The following is an 18,390-nucleotide window of genomic DNA, read 5'->3' as shown; positions in this document are numbered from 1 at the left end:
CACCGGAACGCAGCCCAAGCGCACTCACGCCGGAGTTGCCGACCCCACCACCTAACGGTGGTCTGACAACGCCGCAGAGGCCCGGCGTGACCTCGTCACTGAAATGCTATCGCTGACGGACAGCGTTACAATTTACTACAGAAGATTGACAATATCAGCAGTATCGTGTACTGTTATTGCAACAGAAAAGTCCTTTAACATCAGTCCCGTGAGGCTGAGAAGGAAACAGAGCCCTTTAAGGGTAAATGTAGCCTCTCGCCTGCGGACGGGAGGCTTTTTTTCGGAAATGGTCAGGGAGGGAACATTTTGAGTAAGGAACTAGTTGACGCAGTTGGCATGCAGCGTGTGCTGACCCGCATCACTTACGAAATTATCGAAAAGAACAAGGGGCTTGGCGACATCGTGATTGTCGGCATCAAGACGCGCGGGATTTACATCGCGCAGCGGATTGCTAAGCGTATCGAACAGCTTGAAGGCGCCAAGGTGCCCGTTGGTGAACTCGACATCACGCTTTACCGTGATGACTACCACCGCGCCGGAACCGATGAGGCGCAAGTGCACGGCTCTGAAATCCCAGTTGACATCAACGGCAAGAATGTGGTTTTGGTTGACGATGTTCTATTCACCGGCCGCACCACGCGTGCCGCCATGGATGCCATTATGAACATTGGCCGTCCCGAAAAAATTACCCTTGCCGTGCTCGTTGATCGCGGGCACCGCGAGTTGCCGATTCGCGCTGATTTTGTCGGCAAGAACATTCCAACTTCGCTTGACGAACAGATTCGCGTCTCCGTTAAGGAAGTGGATGGCAGCGACGGCATCGCTATTGAGAATATCTAACTAAATAATTTATCCGATACGATTTAATTGTCTCCAGAGAGAGCAAAATGGTGGTTGGCTTAAACGCGGTTTAACTGCGTCTAAAAGGGACCGGACTACTCTCAGAGCAGCCCGGTTTTTTTGTGCCAACAAGGAGGAAAATATGATTGCCCACCCAATGCAGAATATGCAAAATATTGTTTCCATGCGCGACTTTGATCTTGAAACTATCGGCGAATTGATTACCCGCGCCGAGGCGTTCAAAGCTGGTGCACAAGTTCATTTGAGCAAACCGGTTTACGCGGCGAACCTCTTTTTTGAAAACAGCACTCGGACGCACACCAGCTTCGAAATGGCTGAACGCAAGCTGGGAATGACGGTTGTGAACTTTGATCCGCAGCACTCATCCGTTGCCAAGGGGGAGACCCTGCACGATACGTTGCTCACACTTGATGCGATTGGAATCAACTTAGCGGTGATGCGGCATAGTCAGGACGGCTACTACCGCAACCTGATTAGCAGTCCAGACCTGGATTTAGGCATCATCAACGCCGGCGATGGGGCGGGGGAACACCCCTCACAATGTTTGCTGGATCTCATGACCATCAAGGAAACTTTTGGGCATTTTGCGGGCTTACGGGTTCTGATTTGCGGCGACATTAGTCATTCACGGGTTGCCCGTTCCAATGCGGAAGTGCTGGGTAAACTCGGTGCAACTGTCTTGTTTGCGGGCCCAGAAGAATGGTATGACCATAGCTTTGACCAATTTGGACAGCTGGTCAAAATCGATGATGTTTTGGACACAGTTGATGTCTGCATGATGCTCCGGGTGCAGCATGAGCGGCACGCCAGTGAGAGCGGCTTTAGTAAGGCCGCATACCGCGAGCAATACGGCTTGACTGTGACCCGCGCGGCGCGGCTCAAGGCTAGTACCATCATCATGCATCCGGGGCCAATCAACCGCGACGTGGAACTAGACGGCGCGCTTGTAGCCACGAAGCGCTGCAAGTTTGCGCTGCAAATGCGCAACGGGGTATTCATGCGCATGGCGATGATTGAACGGGTTCTGAAAGCGCGGCATCTTGGAGGACTTAATTAATGGACTATTTGCTGAAAAACGGTCACATCTATGTGAATGGTGAATTCTTTGACGGTGACATTCTGCTGCAAAATGGCCGCATTAGCGCGTTGGGGGTAGACCTGAGTGCAGACAATGCAACCGTGCTGGATTTGCAAGGCAAACTTGTGACACCCGGTTTGGTCGACCTCCACGTCCATTTTCGCGACCCAGGGCAGACGGCCAAAGAAACGATTGCGACCGGCAGTCGCGCGGCAGCGCGCGGCGGGTTCACCACTGTTGCGGCCATGCCGAACGTTGAACCAGTGCCCGATAATGCGGCACGAATCAAGCACATGCTTGACCGCAACGCACAAGAGGCGGTCGTCCATGTGAAGCAGTATTCTAGCATCACCATTAATCGCGCAGCGGGCGATTGTGTTGATTTCGCCGCGGTGAAAGCGGCCGGTGCTGTGGCTGTGTCTAATGACGGTAATGGTATTCAAAGTGCCAAAACCATGTGGGAGGCGCTACTTGGCTGCAAGGCGGCAGGCTTGCCACTGGCTGAGCACATTGAAGAAGATAGCTTGAAGTATGGCGGCGTCATGACTGCTGGTAAGCGCGCCCAGGAACTCGGTTTACCTGGTGCACCAACAGTAGTTGAGACCAGTCAACTGGGCCGTGACCTCGCCCTAGCGAAGGCGGCCGGTGCTCATTACCATGCCTGCCATATTTCAACGGCTGATTCAATCAAAATGGTGCGCGCTGCCAAAGCCGACGGTGTACAGGTAACCGCTGAGGCAACCCCGCACCACCTGCTACTGGCGGATAGCGACATTCCCGACAATCAAGATACGAACTTCAAAATGAACCCGCCGCTGCGCAGCGCCGCGGATCGTGACGCGCTCGTACGGGCGCTGGCAGATGGCACGATTGATATTGTGGCCACTGACCACGCGCCGCACACGGCAGACGAAAAGGCCGCCGGGTTCTGCGGCGCACCCAATGGCATCACTGGTAGTGAAACTTGCTTTGCGGCCCTGTACACGGACCTTGTGCTCACTGGCAAATTGCCTCTGACCCGTTTACTGGACGTGTTAACGAGTGCACCAGCACGCATTTTTGAACTTGATTGCGGGCACATTTTGCCAGGCGGGGCTGCGGACATCGCGGTGTTTGACCTGGCGCATGCGGAAACGGTGTGCGCGGCGGACTTTGCCTCCAAGGGTAAGAATTCACCTTGGGTGGGTCGCGAACTGCGGGGCAACTGCTACTGCACCTTCGTTGACGGCAAACTGGTTTACAAGCAGGAGGAGAAGGCATGAAGCGCTACTTAGTTCTGGAAGACGGCACGGTGTTTAGCGGCACCGCATTTGGGGCCAATATTGAAACCAGCGGGGAGGTCGTGTTCAACACCGGCATGAGCGGCTACCAGGAGACGATTACGGACTCGTCCTACTGCGACCAAATCATTACCTTCACGTACCCGCTGATTGGCAATTACGGCATTTCCGCCGACGCGGTGGAGTCTGTCGCACCGAGTTGTACGGGTGTCGTCGTGCACGAACTGGCTCGTCGCGCCAGCAACTGGCGCAATGAGATGTCCCTAGACGACTACCTGCGCGAGCAAAATGTGCCCGGCATTAGCGGCGTTGACACCCGCAAGCTCACCCGAATTATTCGTGAGCACGGGGTGCTACGCGGAGCACTGCTGAACGAACTGCCCGCCCAAACGCCAGAAAAGCGGGCGCAATACACGCCGCGGCATGACCAGATTGCCCGTGTCTCCACCCAGAACTTCTATCCGAGTCCCAGCAGCGGTCTGCGCGTTGTGCTGATCGATTTTGGCCTCAAGTACAGCATTTTACGGGAACTGGCCAAACGCAATTGCAACGTCACGGTGGTGCCACATGACACACCCGCCAGCAAGATTGAAGAACTACATCCTGATGGTATTCTCCTCAGCAATGGCCCTGGCAACCCCGAAGACGAGGCGGGCGCACTGCCCGTCATCCGGGAACTGCAAAGCAAGTACCCACTAATGGGTATCTGCATGGGCCACCAACTGTTTGCACTCGCGAATGGCGCCCGTGCGGGCAAGATGCGTTTTGGCCACCGCGGCTTTAACCACCCAGTTCGGGAAATCGCGACCGGTAAGACCTTCTTCACCTCGCAAAATCACGGTTACGCGATTGAAGCGGACTCTCTTGTAGGTACCGAGCTCATCGCTACCTACACCGAGATTAATGATGACACCATTGAAGGCTTGCGCCACCGCAGCTTACCGGCGTTTTCCGTGCAGTTTCACCCGGACGCAACACCTGGTCCGCATGACGCGGCATTCTTATTCGATGAATTCATCACGCTGATGAACGACCGTAAACACTAAGCTGAGTAAATAGGGGGCAAACATCGTGCCAAAACGTACAGATATTCACAAAATTATGGTGATTGGTTCTGGTCCAATTATCATTGGTCAAGCCGCAGAATTTGACTATTCCGGAACGCAGGCTTGTCTTTCATTGCGTGAAGAAGGTTATGAAACGGTTCTGGTCAATTCCAACCCGGCAACCATTATGACCGACAAAGAAGTAGCGGATCACGTCTACATCGAACCGCTCACCCTTGAATTTGTCAGTCAGATCATTCGCAAGGAATTACCAGATGCCATTTTGCCAACACTTGGTGGTCAGCAGGGTCTCAACATGGCCATGGAGTTGTCTAAATCAGGCATTCTGAAGGAACTCGGTGTAGAACTACTCGGGACTAAACTGGCCGCAATTGACCAAGCGGAAGATCGCGAGCTGTTCAAGGAACTCATGAAGAAACTCGGTGAACCCATTCCGGCGTCGCAAAGTGTCGAGACCGTTGCGGCGGCCGTGCAGTTCGCCAGCGAAATTGGTTACCCCGTGATTGTGCGGCCGGCCTTCACCATGGGCGGCACCGGTGGCGGGATGTGCGATAACGAAGCTGAATTACGGCGGATTTGTGGCGGGGCCCTCAAGTTGTCGCCAATTACGCAGGCACTCATTGAGCAGAGCATTGCCGGTTACAAGGAAATCGAATACGAGGTTATGCGCGACCACAGCGGCAACTCCATGGTAGTCTGCAACATGGAAAACATCGACCCTGTCGGCATTCACACGGGGGACTCCATCGTGACCGCACCGGTGCAAACTTTAGCCGATCATGAGGTGCAGATGCTGCGGGACGCGTCACTGCGCATCATCAACGCACTGAAGATTGAAGGCGGCTGCAATGTGCAGCTGGCCCTGGACCCCAAGTCCTACCAGTACTACATCATCGAAGTAAACCCGCGCGTGTCCCGTTCTTCAGCGCTTGCCAGCAAAGCAACGGGTTATCCAATCGCCAAAATTGCGGCCAAAATCGCGGTGGGTTTGAACCTCGACGAAATTTTGAACCCAGTAACGAAGACCACTTACGCCCAGTTTGAACCCGCACTGGATTACGTGGTGACCAAAATTCCGCGCTGGCCTTTCGACAAGTTTGAACGCGGCGACCGCTCCCTTGGCACCCAGATGAAGGCGACCGGGGAAGTCATGGCCATCGGTCGGAACTTCGAGGAGTCGATTCTGAAGGCTTGTCGCTCGCTGGAAATAGGCGCCATTCACCCCGAAACAGCGGAAGCAGAGGCAGCCGATGACGATTTGCTCAGTGAACGAATCATACATGCCCGTGACGACCGCTTCTTCTACGTGATGGCGGCGCTACGCCGCGGCTATAAACCGGCAGAAGTCTGCGAACTCAGCGGCATTGATCCATTCTTCATGGACAAGTTCGTCCACATCGTGGAAATTGAGCAGCAATTGCGCGCCAGCAAGGGCGATCTGGCTAGCTTGAAGCTCGCCAAGCGCAATGGCTTCAGTGATTTCGAAATTGCCAAACTCTGGGCTAGTGACGCCACCAGCGTGCGCCAATTGCGCGGGGCAAATGGGATTACACCAGTCTACAAGATGGTGGATACCTGTGCAGCCGAGTTTACTTCCAGCACGCCATACTTCTACGCCACTTACGATGAAGAAAACGAAAGCAATAAGTCTGGGCGGCCATCCGTGTTGGTGCTTGGTTCTGGTCCCATTCGGATCGGCCAAGGCGTGGAGTTTGACTACGCAACGGTACATTGTGTCAAAGCATTGCAGCGGGCGGGCTACGAAGCCATCATCATGAACAACAATCCAGAGACGGTCTCGACCGATTTTTCCATCTCCGATAAGCTCTACTTCGAGCCCCTCACCATCGAAGACGTCATGAACGTGATTGACCTGGAACAACCAGAAGGCGTGATTGTTCAGTTTGGCGGGCAGACCGCCATTAACCTAGCCGCGCCACTGGCAGCACGGGGCGTTACCATTCTTGGGACAACGGTTGCTGACTTGGATCGCGCTGAAGACCGGGACGAGTTCGATCAGGTGGTTAATAAGCTGCACATCCCGCAACCAACTGGGGCCACCGCCACCACGACCGAGCAGGCCAGTGTCATTGCGACGCAGGTGGGTTACCCCGTCTTGATTCGGCCAAGTTACGTCCTCGGCGGCCGCGCTATGGAAATTGTCTACAACGATGCCGAGCTGCGGCACTACATGGCGACGGCAGTCTCGGTTTCGCAAAATCACCCCGTGCTGATTGACCATTACCTAGCTGGACGTGAGTGTGAGGTCGACGTCATCGCCGACGGCACGGATGTACTGCTGCCCGGTATTATGGAACACATTGAGCGTTCCGGGGTGCACTCCGGTGACTCGATGGCTATGTACCCACCACAGGATTTCGCACCCGAAATTGTTAGTGAAATCGTGCGGCAGGCCGACAGTCTGGCCCGTGAGCTGAAGACCGTAGGCATGATGAACATCCAGTTTATCGTCAGCGAAGGGAAGGTCTACGTGATTGAAGTGAATCCGCGGGCCAGCCGCACCGTGCCTTTTCTCAGTAAGGTAACCGGCATTCCGATGGCACAAGTGGCAACGCGTGTCATCATGGGTGAGAAACTCGCGGACATGCCGTACGGCACTGGCCTGCACACACCAGGTGACATGGTGCACGTCAAGGCACCCGTGTTTTCCTTCTCCAAATTGGCCGACGTGGACAGCCTGCTCGGACCGGAGATGAAGTCGACCGGCGAAGTAATGGGCAGCGACACCACGCTAGCAAAGGCCTTGTACAAGGCTTTTGCGGCGACAAAAGTGAAGGTGCCTGAACACGGCAACGTGTTGTTCACCATCGCCGGCAAGCAGAAGCCAGAAGCGCTCGCACTCGCACGGCGGTTCCGGGCGCTTGGTTACTGTGTGCTGGCCACGAGCGGCACTTCTGATTACTTCAAGGAACACGGCCTCGCGAACACCCCCGTTGCCAAAATTGGTGCGCCGGGTGAAACCGTTGTTGACCAAATTCGCGGTGGGAAAGTGCAGCTGGCTATCAACACGGTCGAAACCGATCAGGATGCTCACGCCGATGCTGCAACCATTCGCGAAACTGCCACGATGACCGGCGTGCCACTGTTTACCGCCATCGATACGGCGGCGGCCATTTTGCAGGTGCTGGAATCACGGGCATTCACAACTCAGGCATTGTAGGAGTGACAGCATGAAAATTAACGAACCGATTATTGCACTCGATTTTCCCAACTGGGCAGACGCACAGGCATTCTTAGACCGCTTTTCGCAAGATGCACACTTGTTTGTCAAAGTTGGCATGGAGCTCTTCTACGCTGCCGGTTCTGGCATTTTGCAGGAACTCAAACGGCGCGGGTGTAAAGTCTTTCTCGATTTGAAACTGCACGACATTCCTAACACAGTTGAGGCCAGTGCGCGGGTGCTTGCCAAGCTCGGTGCGGACATGATCACCATTCATGCCGCGGGGGGGAGCAAAATGATTGCCGCCGCGCGGCGGGGATTAGACGAAGGCGCTACTGGCGAACCGCCATTACTACTGGCAGTGACGGAGTTGACCTCAACGAGTGCCACGCAATTACATGAGGAACTCATGGTTAACCAAGACATGACGGCGGCGGTTTTGCATTTAGCACAACTGGCCAAGGCGAACGGCGCCGACGGGGCAATCTGTTCCGCGTTTGAAGCGGACACAATTCGGCAGCAACTTGGCGACGATTTTTTGCGCGTGACTCCGGGCATCCGTCCCGTTGGCGGCCGCAAAGGCGATCAGCAGCGCGTCGCCACCCCAGGAACTGCGCATGCCATGGGCAGCTCAGCATTAGTAGTGGGCCGGCCAATCACGCAGACAGCAGATCCGGTTACGGCATACGTACAAATTAAGAAGGCTTGGGAGGAAAATCATGACTAATTACAATGAAATCATCGCCCGTGACTTACTCAGCATCGGGGCGGTCACCTTATCACCGAACAAACCGTTCACCTGGGCCAGCGGGATGATTAGTCCCATCTACACGGATAACCGTTTGACCATTGCGTACCCCATTGTGCGCAAAAATATTGCGGACGGCTTAGCAGAATTAATTGCCCGTGAATATCCGCAAGTGGACATCATCGCGGGGACGGCCACGGCTGGTATTCCGCACGCAGCCTGGGTTGCAGAACGCCTAAACTTGCCAATGGTTTATGTGCGCTCCAAGCCCAAGGACCATGGCCAGGGGCGGCAGATTGAGGGCCGCATTCTCAAGGGTGCCAACACTGTTGTCATTGATGATCTGATTTCAACTGGCGGTAGCGTTTTGAACGCGTGCGCGGCAGCTGCAAAAGAAGGTGCTAACGTCATCGGCGTTGCAGGTATTTTCAGCTATGAGCTGGCTGCTGCAACCAAGAACTTCGCGGATGCGGGGATTAAGTTGCGCACGCTGACTGGCTACAGCAGCTTAATTGCAACGGCGCGCAAGTTGGGCGACATCGATGACGCTGAACTCGCTTTGCTCGCCAAGTGGCGCGACAATCCGAACGACTGGCAAAACTAAATTTTGCATGCAAATAGCCCCGCCAGATTATTCTGGTGGGGCTATTACTGTTTGTCAGCGTAAGTGTTTTGGTGACGAAGTCACGCCAGGCTTCTGCAGTGTTTTCACGCCGCTAGGCGGGTAGTCGGCAACTCCGGCGCGCGTGCGTTTGGGTTCCACGATTGAGGACTGCGCGGCGGGGACCGTTCAAGCCCTTTGGGCTTTCACTGGCGATTTTGCCGCAAACCCAGCGTCAAAATGCGCGCTCCCGCGAATCATGTACGAAGCTCCGGCAAAGAACGCCGAATCTCCAAACATGATTCGTTTCGCCGCTCCGTCCTCAATCGTTCCACCCAAGCGCCCCCTCACCTCCGTGGCCGACACGTTACTGAGTAGAACGCACCACAGAAACCTGATAACAACGTTCTAAAAAAATTGAGTCTGAGATCCAACAATACACGGAATTATGGAACTATACGAGAACGAGTTCTGTGTTCACAATGTTCAAGACGTTCGAGAAACCTGAAGAACCACTCGCTGTGCCAGCATTTCTCAATTAAATGTCCATCAAATCTGTCTGGTGCTTCTGCCAGCGTAGTTTGAAACTTTCCCCACCAGAGTATTGTGAGAGTATTGTGGTAGCACTTAGGGACTGGGGCGACTTGGTGGAGTGAACACAGATAGGTGGCGCGCAAAGAACATGAATAGCCGATACAACCGGCGTGAGCCGTATTGTATCGGCTATTCATGTTCGGGGTAAAACTTTGTGCCAAGGGCTTCGGCAAAAAGTTTAGCGGTAGCCGAGCTTGCTCGGCGTGAGCCAGTGGCACTTGGCGCTTCAGCGCTTAGTGCCACGGCCGCGTAGCTCGACCCCGCGCCACCTACCTGCGGGCACGTAACCAAGTCGCCCCAGGCCCGACCTTGCGGTCGAAGCCCTATTTTCAAATCCAGCATACTTGCGGATAGAATTTCCAACGCTATCGCTGCCGGACGGCGCTACTGGTGATTGCCAGCTGCGAAGTACTGGTTAAGACCAGCGCGGACATCGGCAGCAACCTTTTCTTGGTACGAACTGCTGCTGATGTGGGTGAAGTCGGTCTTCGAATTAATGTAGCCTAGTTCCAGCAGCACGGAAGGTTGCGTATTGTCGCGCAGCACTTCGTAATTCCCAAACGCCACGCCGCGGCTGGACACCGGCAAACTACTTGTGGCCTTGCTCAGGGCGTTGGCCAAAGCTAGGTCCTTAGTCTTGCTGTAGTAGTAGGTCGTGTGGCCGCTAGCGCTGTTCGCTGAAGACGTGGAATCGAAGTGAATACTAATGAATGCGTCGGCGTGCAACTTGGCTGCCAGTGTTGGCCGCGGGGAGAGATCCACGAAGGTGTCAGTCGTCCGCGTCATTACCACGTTGGCACCAGCCGCACGCAGCTGACTGGCAATTTTATCGGCCGTTTCCAGCGTGTACGTCTTTTCGTACTTACCGCTAGTCGAACTGGCCCCGACGTCGCTGCCGCCATGACCAGGATCAATGACAATGGTCGCTTCTGCAAGTGATGTCGCCGCCTTGTTTGTGCTACCGTTGCTTGGCGTGCTCACGACCCAGCTAGCAACAAAGCCCGTTTTGCCTGTGCTGGTCCGCACGCGGTACCAATCGCCATCTTGCGAAAGGACGGTGAGCTCGGTGTTGTTAGCCAACTTGGCAACGATGCTGGCGTTGATACCGCCAGTATCGCGCAGGTTCGTTGCCGTATTGGTGCGGACCTTGAGGTTGGCGCTGGCAGTCGCACTGCTCAGTTGTGATTGGCTCGTGGTGACAGCTGCGGTTTGGCCCGTTTTGGTCAGGTAATTGCTGTGCACCCAACCGGCGCCGCCTTTGTACTCAATCTGACTCCAATTACCTTGCGTATACAAAATTTTGACGCTGCTGCCGGCAGCGAGTGTGCCTAACTGTTTGGCTGTGCTCGAACCGTATTGGCGCACGGTCAGACTGGTGCTGGCAAGGGCGACTGATGCGTTGGTAGTGGTTGCCGCGTTGTGCTCGACTAACCAGCTGGCAACCCAGCCAATCTTATTGCCCGCTAAGCGTACTTGGTACCAGGAATTCTTCTGGCCAATGACGGTGAGCGTGCTGCCTTTTTGCATTTGGCCCATCACGTTGTACGACAAACCAGGGCCAAGTCGAACGTTAAGCACGTCCGCTTTGACGCCAATTGTATCGGTATTCGCAAGGACAGTAGTTGATAAAACGCTGATACCAAGCAGGGCGGCGGTAATGCCGACCAAGGCCCAGCGGTTAAGGCGTAGTGTTTTCTTCATAATATATGCACCCCGAAAGTTCCATTAGCAGTATTATAACAAAAAACAGGGGGATTTTGGACGCTTTTTGCCGCTAGAGACGCGTTCTTAAGCATCTTAAAGAAATTACCCGTTACACGGTGAAAACGTTCACCTGATTTTATGCATCTACTAACGGCCATTAATGCGTGCGCAAAGGCCGGTATCAATTGACACCAGCGGGAATAGTGGGTAAGATAGCAATGAATAAATTCCAGCGCCAGTGAAGAAGATTGAGTAGGTCGCATTTAAGCGAGTGGGGACGGTGTGAGCCCACAAAAGACCGAAGGACACTTTGGAGGCGGACAAGCTCCGGTAAGCCACCGTTATGGCGTGAGTAAAATTAGTAAGGTGGTACCGTGCTTGCACCCTTCGTCGATGAGGCGAGGGGTGTTTTTTTCTGGAAGAGAGGGGACTAGTATGACTTATCAGCGGCCAAAAGGCACTGCAGATATTTTGCCCGGAGACAGTGATCTCTGGCAGTATGTAGAATCGACCGCGCGCAACGTCTTTGCGCGCTACCGTTACCAGGAGGTACGGACGCCGATTTTTGAAAGTGCGGATGTCTTTTCACGCACGAGCGGCGAAACCAGTGACGTTGTTTCCAAGGAAATGTACGTCTTCGAAGATAAGGGTGGCCGCCAAATGGCGTTGCGCCCTGAAGGGACCGCGGGCGTAGTGCGGGCCTACATCGAAAACAAGTTGTACGGACCCGAGTACGGTAAGCCTTACAAGGTTTACTACATGGGACCAATGTTCCGCTACGAACGGCCACAATCTGGTCGCCAGCGGCAGTTCCACCAGATCGGGGTGGAAGCATTCGGCAGTGATTCACCACTACTGGATGCCGAGACCATCGCGCTGGCACGGGAACTGCTGACATCTTTTGGTGCTAAGAACCTGCGTTTTGAAATCAACAGTCTGGGCGACCCTGAGAGCCGCAAGAACTTCCACAAGGCCCTCGTCGACTACCTGACGCCATTCAAGGACGAACTTTCTGAAGATTCCAAAATCCGGCTGGAAAAGAACCCCCTACGGATTCTCGACAGTAAGGACAAGCACGATCAGGAAATTGTCAAAGATGCCCCATCAATTCTGGATTACTTAACACCAGAAGCACAGGCGCATTTCGACCAGGCAAAACAAGCTCTGGATGCCATTGGCATTGATTACGTCGTGAACTCAACCATGGTACGTGGCCTGGATTACTACAACCACACCATCTTCGAAGTGATGAGTGATGACCCTGCATTTGGCGGTGGTTACACCACCATTCTTGCCGGCGGGCGTTACAACGGTCTTGCCGAAGAACTTGGCGGACCCGCAACCCCTGGTGTCGGCTTCGGGATGGGTGTTGAGCGTCTGCTCCTGCTGCTGGCGGGTAAAGAAGTCAGCCACCCACTTGATAGCTACATCGTGGCCATTGGCAGTGACGCACAGACGGCCGCACTGCAACTGGCAACGGACATCCGTAAGCAGGGCGGCAGTGTCGATCTGGACTTCATGGATCGCAAGGCCAAAGCGCAGTTCAAGTCTGCTAACAAGGAAAATGCGCAGCTGGTCATTACGCTGGGCGAAAAGGAGCTGGCGGCTGGCACTGCCAACGTCAAGAACATGACGAGCGGCGAACAGACCGAGGTTCAGCAATCCGCGTTGCGCACTGATTTTGCGGGCGTGCAAAAGCGCATGCTTAATGATTAAGGAGATTTAATTTCACATGGCAAAAAGAAGTATGTACGCCGGCGACGTAACCGCCGCTGACGTTGATAAGACCCTGACCCTCAAGGGCTGGGTAAAAAAGAGTCGCCGACTGGGCAACCTGATTTTCGTCGACCTGCGTGACCGCGCTGGCATCGTCCAGCTCGTTTTCTCTGCCGAATTTGATGCTGCAGCACTTGAGCAGGCCAACACTCTGCGCAGCGAATTCGTCATTGAAGCCACCGGGACCGTTAAGGCGCGCAAGCCCGAAGCCGTGAACCCTAACATGAAGACCGGGGAAGTCGAAGTTGAAGTACACAAGCTCACCATTTTGAACAAGGCCAAGACTGCGCCGTTCGATATTGATGATAATGTCACGGCAACCGAAGACACCAAGCTCAAGTACCGTTACCTGGACTTGCGCCGGCCAGAGATGCAAAAGGCCCTGATGCTCCGGTCCAAGATTACGATGTCCACGAACCACTACTTCGACGAGAATGGCTTTGTCTACATTGAAACGCCTGATTTGACCAAGAGTACGCCTGAAGGGGCACGTGACTACCTGGTGCCATCACGGGTTTACCCAGGTAGCTTCTACGCTTTGCCGCAATCCCCACAGCTGTTTAAGCAGCTGCTCATGGGCGCCGGCTTTGACCGTTACTTCCAGATTGCCCGCTGTTTCCGTGATGAAGACCTGCGTGGCGACCGCCAGCCTGAATTCACCCAAATTGACATGGAAACGAGTTTCCTGTCTGCTGAAGAAATTCAGGATATTACCGAAGGTCTGCTCAAGCGCGTCATGAAGGACGTGAAGGGCATCGACATCGACACCCCAATTCAGAAGATGGACTGGCAGGAAGCCATGGACCGTTTCGGTAGCGACAAGCCAGACCTGCGTTTTGGCATGGAACTGCAAGACGTTTCTGACATCGTCAAAGACTCTGATTTCAAAGTCTTCGCCGGTGCGGTCGCAGACGGCGGCCAGGTGAAGGCCATCGTGCTGCCGGGTGGTGCTGACAAGTACTCCCGCAAGATGATTGACAAGCAGCAGGAATACATCAAGCGCTTTGGTGCCAAGGGTCTCGCCTGGCTCAAAGTCACTGACGACGGCATCTCTGGTCCTATCTCCAAGTTCTTTGGCGACGGCAAGCAGCTGACTGAACCACTGGGCGCCAAGTCCGGTGACATGATCCTCTTCGTTGCCTCCAGTGCAAAGGTTGTCCGCGACACGCTGGGTTACCTGCGCAGCTACTACGGTAAGGACCTCGGCCTCATTAACGAAGATGAATTCAAGTTTGTCTGGATTGTTAACTGGCCACTGTTTGAATTCGATGAAGGGGACCAGCGCTGGGTTCCTGCGCACCACCCATTCACGATGCCAAACGAAGAAGACGTGCACCTGCTCGACTCCGAGCCATACAAGGCTCACGCCCAGTCTTACGACATTGTGCTGAACGGTTACGAAATCGGGGGTGGTTCCATCCGTATTCACACCCGTGAGATTCAGGAGAAGATGCTCAAGGCACTGGACTTCACGCCAGAACGGGCGCGGCAGCAGTTCGGCTTCCTCCTGGATGCCCTTGACTACGGTTTTCCACCTCATGGTGGTCTGGCAATCGGACTCGACCGTTTTGCCATGCTGCTGGCCGGTAAGGACAACATTCGCGACGTCATTGCGTTCCCTAAGAACAGCAATGCCAGCGAGCCAATGACCCGTGCGCCACAGCCGGTTGCTGAAGACCAGCTGGTGCCACTCGGCATTGACGTGACGGACAAAGCAAAGGCGGAAGAAGACGACAAGTAAGCCGTCTGCCGCTGATGCCACATAATACAAGCCGCCCCAGGTGAAATTGCGCATGGCATTTTGCCTGGGGCGGCTTGTTTATACATAAAATTATCGAACGGCCTGACCGTTTGCAGTCTATTTTCAAAAACCGGCGGGCAACGTGTTATACTGATGCAAGTAAAAGCGAGTAATAGTGGGGGATTAAAGCTAATGAACGAACTGGACAAGATTATCAGGCGGCATCAAAATGTCAGCCGCTTATCGGCCGCTTTCTTCTACGGCATCTGTGTCACGCTGGCCCTGAACCTTTTCTGGGAACCGGGTGGTGTCTACGCATCTGGGATTACCGGTGCTGCGCAACTGATTTCGACAGTGGTCGGCCGCTGGTTTGATGTCCCGCTCTTCGGTGGACTGATGCGCTCCACTGATGTTTTCTCAACCGGGATTATGCTCTTCGTACTGAACGTGCCGCTCTTTATTCTGGGCTGGCGCAAAATTGGCCACCGCTTCACCTTCTTCACCTTCCTGGCCGTGCTCTTTTCAACCATCATGCTGCGGACGATGCACTTTCCGCCGCTCACTAAAGATCCCATCATTTGTGGGATTTTCGGGGCAGTGGTTAACGGGCTCGGGACGGGGATGGCATTGCGGAACAATATCTCAACCGGGGGTCTGGACATCCTGGGCATCGTCATTCGCAAACGGACCGGTAAGTCAATTGGCCAAATCAACATTGCATTTAACTTAGTCATTATTCTGATTGCGGGCTTCATTTACAGCTGGCCACACGCGCTGATTTCTGCGCTCTCTATCTTCATCAACGGACGCATGATTGATTCCCTGTACACGCGCCAGCAGCGTCTGCAGGTTATGATTGTGACCGCGCACCCCAAGAAGGTTATTAGTGAAATTCAAAACGGTCTGCGCCGCGGGATTACCATTGTGCACGACGTTGAGGGGGCGTTCCGCCACCAGGAAATGACCATTCTGTTTACCGTCATTTCCCGTGCCGAAATGTATGATTTGGAAGTCGCCATGAAGAACTCCGATCCGTATGCGTTCGTTTCGATTACGGATTCTGCCAAAATCATGGGGAGATTCTACGAACCGCAAATTCGCTAATTATCGATATTCTGTGACATCTAGGAGTGCAGGCCCGAGCGACTGTGCTCCTTTTCCTTTACCTGAAAACAGGCTTAAAATAGAGCCGAGAGACTTTGGAGGATGATAATCATGGCAAACGCTGCATTGCGTGGTAACGAGGTTCAGTTGTTGTTGCTTGATTTGATGACGGAACAAACTGACACGGCACTCGGTTTAAGCAAACGTTTGAATCGTTTGAGTCAGGGCGCCGTGCACCTGAGCTGGACTGCAGTGCTCGCCAACTTACAGGCAATGCGCCAGAATGAGTTGGTGGTCGCAAATACGATTCGCCAACGCTGTGTCTATGTTCTGACGGCTAGCGGCGACCACCGCTTGCAACAAGCTGGTCAGCAGCTGCGAAAGTTGCACGCACAGTTAGCGACGCAGGCAAGAACGCGTGATGAACTGATCCAGCAGGCCCTCAAGCAGACACTGCAGCAGCAACTGCAAGATTTTGGTCAGGACGACGCGCTAAATCGCTGCGTCGACAACTTGACGGGCGAACTGCTACCAGGTGCCTTAAAGCGCGCAGCTACTGGTGCGACCGCCGCCAGTATCGCCCAACAAACCATTGCCGCGGCTGGCGACGTGCGCGCAGTTGCCGCGTTGCTGCTGAACCGCGCACCAGTACGCGCTGCAACTGAGCAGAGTGAACAAACAGATGCGACTGCACCTGCTCTAGTTGCCGCGAGCGGTGAATTAGCCCGTGCCCACGCGCAAAACGAATTGACCCACAGCCTGATTGGTGTTCGCACGATTTTGATTGAAAGCCGGGGTGCGGACGTGCGCGTATTTCCAACCAACGGCAACGAGTTGCGGCTGCGTGAGCACTTTACCCATTACCTGGACGAATACGCTGGCAGTCTTGTGCAGGAGGGCGAAGTGCTACACGTGTTGCCGGGCGCACGACCGACAAACAGTGCTGGTGAGGCGCCGATGTGGGGCAGTGCACTGGTGACGCTGGGGATTCCTGCGCGTTTCAAAGGTGACGTCCAAATTCATAATAAAGCGGGCAACGTGGGGGTACTCAATTTGCGCAGTCTGGACAATTTGGGCATCACGACTGATGGCGGCAACGTCGAATTGATTTACCTGGCCGCACGGCAGTTGGCTGTGGCCAGCACCCGCGGTGACGTGACCCTCCGCGGAAGCAATCTGCATGCTGCGCAACTGGATTTAACGTCCGGCAGTCCGCTAGTTGAGCAATCTGTGTTTGGGCGGCTCCAGCTGCACTGCGGTGAGGGCGAGGCGCAGCTGCGAAAGCTGAATGTCGAAGGCGGCATTGTCATTAATGGCGGCCATGTCACTGCTCGGCTGCAAGACTTGCGCGCGGCACACATTCAGGTGCAGCTGACGACTGGCTATCTGGCGGCCAGCCAATTGCATGCGCCGACTGTGACCGCGTCCCTAAAGCAGGGAGATATTATGTATCAGCAGGCCGTAGAAGCAGCGCAGTATATACTCACCGCCGCCGATGCCATTGCGACACCGGAGAATTTTACCACCATCGCCACAACCGGTGATCATCAAAAAAGCGGTCATATTGGCGCAAACCCAAAGGCAGAAATTGCCTTGTCTGCAGAGGATGGTAGTGTGCACTTGGAAGCTGAATAAAAGAAGAAGCCTGTCCAGCTGGACAAGCTTCTTCTTTTTGACTTACTTATCAAAAACGTCCAGCCCCATGTGTTCCATAATGAGCGTGGCGGTTTCTTCAATCGAGCGGTGCGCAGTGTTGATGACCATGCAGCCGAGTTTCGCGTACAACTTGCTGGCAAAATCGAGTTCCTCCAGCACTTGCGTCCGGGCGGAGTAGGTTGTGTCGGGGTTAAGCCCGTATGCAATCATCCGCTGACGCCGGAATTCCATCAGGACTTGCGGATCAGTGGTTAACCCAATGATTTTGCTTGGGTCCACTTCGTAGATTTCATCTGGAATTTTGGCCTTGGGCACCAGTGGCAAGTTGGCCACCTTGAGGTTCTTGTTCGCGAGGAAGAGGGAAAGCGGGGTCTTACTTGTCCGCGAAACACCCAGCAGCACGATGTCCGCTTTGAGAAAGCCTTTAGGATCCTTGCCGTCATCATAGGTTACGGCGAATTCAATGGCACTAATGCGGTCAAAGTAATCGTCGTTCAGGTCGTGGACCGAACCAGCAACGCCGGATGGTGCTTCCTGGTGCTGCTCACTAATCGCGTCAACAATTGGTGAGAAGACATCAAAGCAGGCAATGCCGTGTGCCTGCGCGTACTCTGTGGCGTCCTTACCCAGGTTGCCAGTCGCAAAAGTATTAATCACAATACCGTCGTTTTCCTTGGCGGCATCAAGCGCCTCGTACAATTTGGCCTGTGTTTGGATGAATGGGTAGCGCAGGTAGCGGGGCGTCAGGCGCGGAAACTGCGCGGCGACGGCTTCGGCGAGCTGGTTGGCGGTGTCACCGACAGAATCGGATACAATGTAGAAGTTAATTTTATTATCCATGGGAATACGCCTCATTTCTATTTGTTAACGCTGTCATTGACATTATGATACCACAAAGTAAAATAACGGTCAGGGAAACCAAGTAAACATGGCGAATTTCTCTTCAGAATCCGATTTTGGCACCACCAGCGCGGGGCTGGCTACTTTTAGGCCCAATTT

13 protein-coding genes are annotated in these 18,390 nt (G+C 54.3%); 11 read left to right on the top strand and 2 right to left on the bottom strand.

The annotated features are described in order from the left end of the window. Window positions 1-306: 306 nt before the first annotated feature. The 7 genes from pyrR (at window position 307) to pyrE (ending at window position 8,819) form a co-directional block, all read left to right on the top strand. On the top strand, window positions 307-840 hold the full coding sequence (gene pyrR, locus EKM97_RS01120) for a bifunctional pyr operon transcriptional regulator/uracil phosphoribosyltransferase PyrR (RefSeq protein WP_125570433.1): 534 nt from the start codon (window positions 307-309) through the stop codon (window positions 838-840). 142 nt (window positions 841-982) lie between these two features. Next, window positions 983-1,918 (top strand): aspartate carbamoyltransferase catalytic subunit, encoded by a 936-nt coding sequence (locus EKM97_RS01115; RefSeq protein ID WP_125570432.1) that lies wholly within the window; start codon window positions 983-985, stop codon window positions 1,916-1,918. Then, window positions 1,918-3,201 (top strand): dihydroorotase, encoded by a 1,284-nt coding sequence (locus tag EKM97_RS01110; protein WP_125570431.1) that lies wholly within the window; start codon window positions 1,918-1,920, stop codon window positions 3,199-3,201. Before EKM97_RS01115 ends, EKM97_RS01110 begins: the two co-directional genes overlap by 1 nt. Further along, window positions 3,198-4,265, top strand: a complete 1,068-nt coding sequence (locus EKM97_RS01105) for a carbamoyl phosphate synthase small subunit (protein ID WP_125570430.1) — start codon at window positions 3,198-3,200, stop codon at window positions 4,263-4,265. Before EKM97_RS01110 ends, EKM97_RS01105 begins: the two co-directional genes overlap by 4 nt. Window positions 4,266-4,290: 25 nt before the next feature. Beyond that, a complete protein-coding gene (carB, locus tag EKM97_RS01100) occupies window positions 4,291-7,467 on the top strand; it encodes a carbamoyl-phosphate synthase large subunit (RefSeq protein ID WP_125570429.1) in 3,177 nt (1,058 codons plus the stop codon). A gap of 10 nt (window positions 7,468-7,477) precedes the next feature. Then, on the top strand, window positions 7,478-8,194 hold the full coding sequence (pyrF, locus tag EKM97_RS01095) for an orotidine-5'-phosphate decarboxylase (RefSeq protein ID WP_125570428.1): 717 nt from the start codon (window positions 7,478-7,480) through the stop codon (window positions 8,192-8,194). Beyond that, complete coding sequence (pyrE, locus tag EKM97_RS01090) at window positions 8,187-8,819, top strand: orotate phosphoribosyltransferase (protein WP_125570427.1); 633 nt, start codon at window positions 8,187-8,189, stop codon at window positions 8,817-8,819. Before pyrF ends, pyrE begins: the two co-directional genes overlap by 8 nt. Before the next feature lie 975 nt (window positions 8,820-9,794). Here pyrE and EKM97_RS01085 read toward each other — a convergent pair. Continuing rightward, window positions 9,795-11,111 carry an N-acetylmuramoyl-L-alanine amidase gene (locus tag EKM97_RS01085; protein WP_125570426.1) on the bottom strand — a complete coding sequence of 439 codons (1,317 nt, stop codon included), beginning with the start codon at window positions 11,109-11,111 and terminating at the stop codon, window positions 9,795-9,797. A gap of 438 nt (window positions 11,112-11,549) precedes the next feature. Here EKM97_RS01085 and hisS point away from each other — a divergent pair, with 438 nt between their 5' ends. The 4 genes from hisS to EKM97_RS01065 all read left to right on the top strand — a co-directional run bounded on the left by hisS (window position 11,550) and on the right by EKM97_RS01065 (window position 17,370). Then, a complete protein-coding gene (hisS, locus tag EKM97_RS01080; protein ID WP_125570425.1) occupies window positions 11,550-12,830 on the top strand; it encodes a histidine--tRNA ligase in 1,281 nt (426 codons plus the stop codon). A 16-nt stretch (window positions 12,831-12,846) separates the two neighbouring features. Further along, window positions 12,847-14,631, top strand: coding sequence for an aspartate--tRNA ligase (gene aspS, locus EKM97_RS01075; RefSeq protein WP_125570424.1), 1,785 nt, complete (start codon window positions 12,847-12,849; stop codon window positions 14,629-14,631). A 192-nt stretch (window positions 14,632-14,823) separates the two neighbouring features. Further along, window positions 14,824-15,735, top strand: coding sequence for a YitT family protein (locus tag EKM97_RS01070; protein WP_125570423.1), 912 nt, complete (start codon window positions 14,824-14,826; stop codon window positions 15,733-15,735). A gap of 111 nt (window positions 15,736-15,846) precedes the next feature. Then, window positions 15,847-17,370, top strand: a complete 1,524-nt coding sequence (locus EKM97_RS01065; RefSeq protein ID WP_164507382.1) for a DUF4097 family beta strand repeat-containing protein — start codon at window positions 15,847-15,849, stop codon at window positions 17,368-17,370. A 42-nt stretch (window positions 17,371-17,412) separates the two neighbouring features. On the opposite strand, the gene EKM97_RS01060 is transcribed toward EKM97_RS01065, so the two are convergent. Further along, entirely contained in the window at window positions 17,413-18,231 is an 819-nt protein-coding gene (locus tag EKM97_RS01060; RefSeq protein ID WP_164507381.1) for a pyruvate, water dikinase regulatory protein, read from the bottom strand. Between the last annotated feature and the right edge of the window lie 159 nt (window positions 18,232-18,390).

The sequence above is a fragment of the Lacticaseibacillus songhuajiangensis genome, assembly GCF_003946025.1.
Taxonomy (GTDB): Bacteria; Bacillota; Bacilli; order Lactobacillales; family Lactobacillaceae; genus Lacticaseibacillus; species Lacticaseibacillus songhuajiangensis.
The sequence above is the reverse complement of the archived record's forward strand: the minus strand, read 5'-3'. Positions and strand labels throughout refer to the sequence as shown.

Coding starts and splice junctions, on each gene's coding strand:
- EKM97_RS01115 (WP_125570432.1), top strand. CDS start 983: ATGATTGCCCACCCAATGCAGAATATGCAAAATATTGTTTCCATGCGC.
- EKM97_RS01110 (WP_125570431.1), top strand. CDS start 1,918: ATGGACTATTTGCTGAAAAACGGTCACATCTATGTGAATGGTGAATTC.
- EKM97_RS01105 (WP_125570430.1), top strand. CDS start 3,198: ATGAAGCGCTACTTAGTTCTGGAAGACGGCACGGTGTTTAGCGGCACC.
- pyrF (WP_125570428.1), top strand. CDS start 7,478: ATGAAAATTAACGAACCGATTATTGCACTCGATTTTCCCAACTGGGCA.
- pyrE (WP_125570427.1), top strand. CDS start 8,187: ATGACTAATTACAATGAAATCATCGCCCGTGACTTACTCAGCATCGGG.
- EKM97_RS01085 (WP_125570426.1), bottom strand. CDS start 11,111: ATGAAGAAAACACTACGCCTTAACCGCTGGGCCTTGGTCGGCATTACC.
- hisS (WP_125570425.1), top strand. CDS start 11,550: ATGACTTATCAGCGGCCAAAAGGCACTGCAGATATTTTGCCCGGAGAC.
- aspS (WP_125570424.1), top strand. CDS start 12,847: ATGGCAAAAAGAAGTATGTACGCCGGCGACGTAACCGCCGCTGACGTT.
- EKM97_RS01070 (WP_125570423.1), top strand. CDS start 14,824: ATGAACGAACTGGACAAGATTATCAGGCGGCATCAAAATGTCAGCCGC.
- EKM97_RS01065 (WP_164507382.1), top strand. CDS start 15,847: ATGGCAAACGCTGCATTGCGTGGTAACGAGGTTCAGTTGTTGTTGCTT.
- EKM97_RS01060 (WP_164507381.1), bottom strand. CDS start 18,231: ATGGATAATAAAATTAACTTCTACATTGTATCCGATTCTGTCGGTGAC.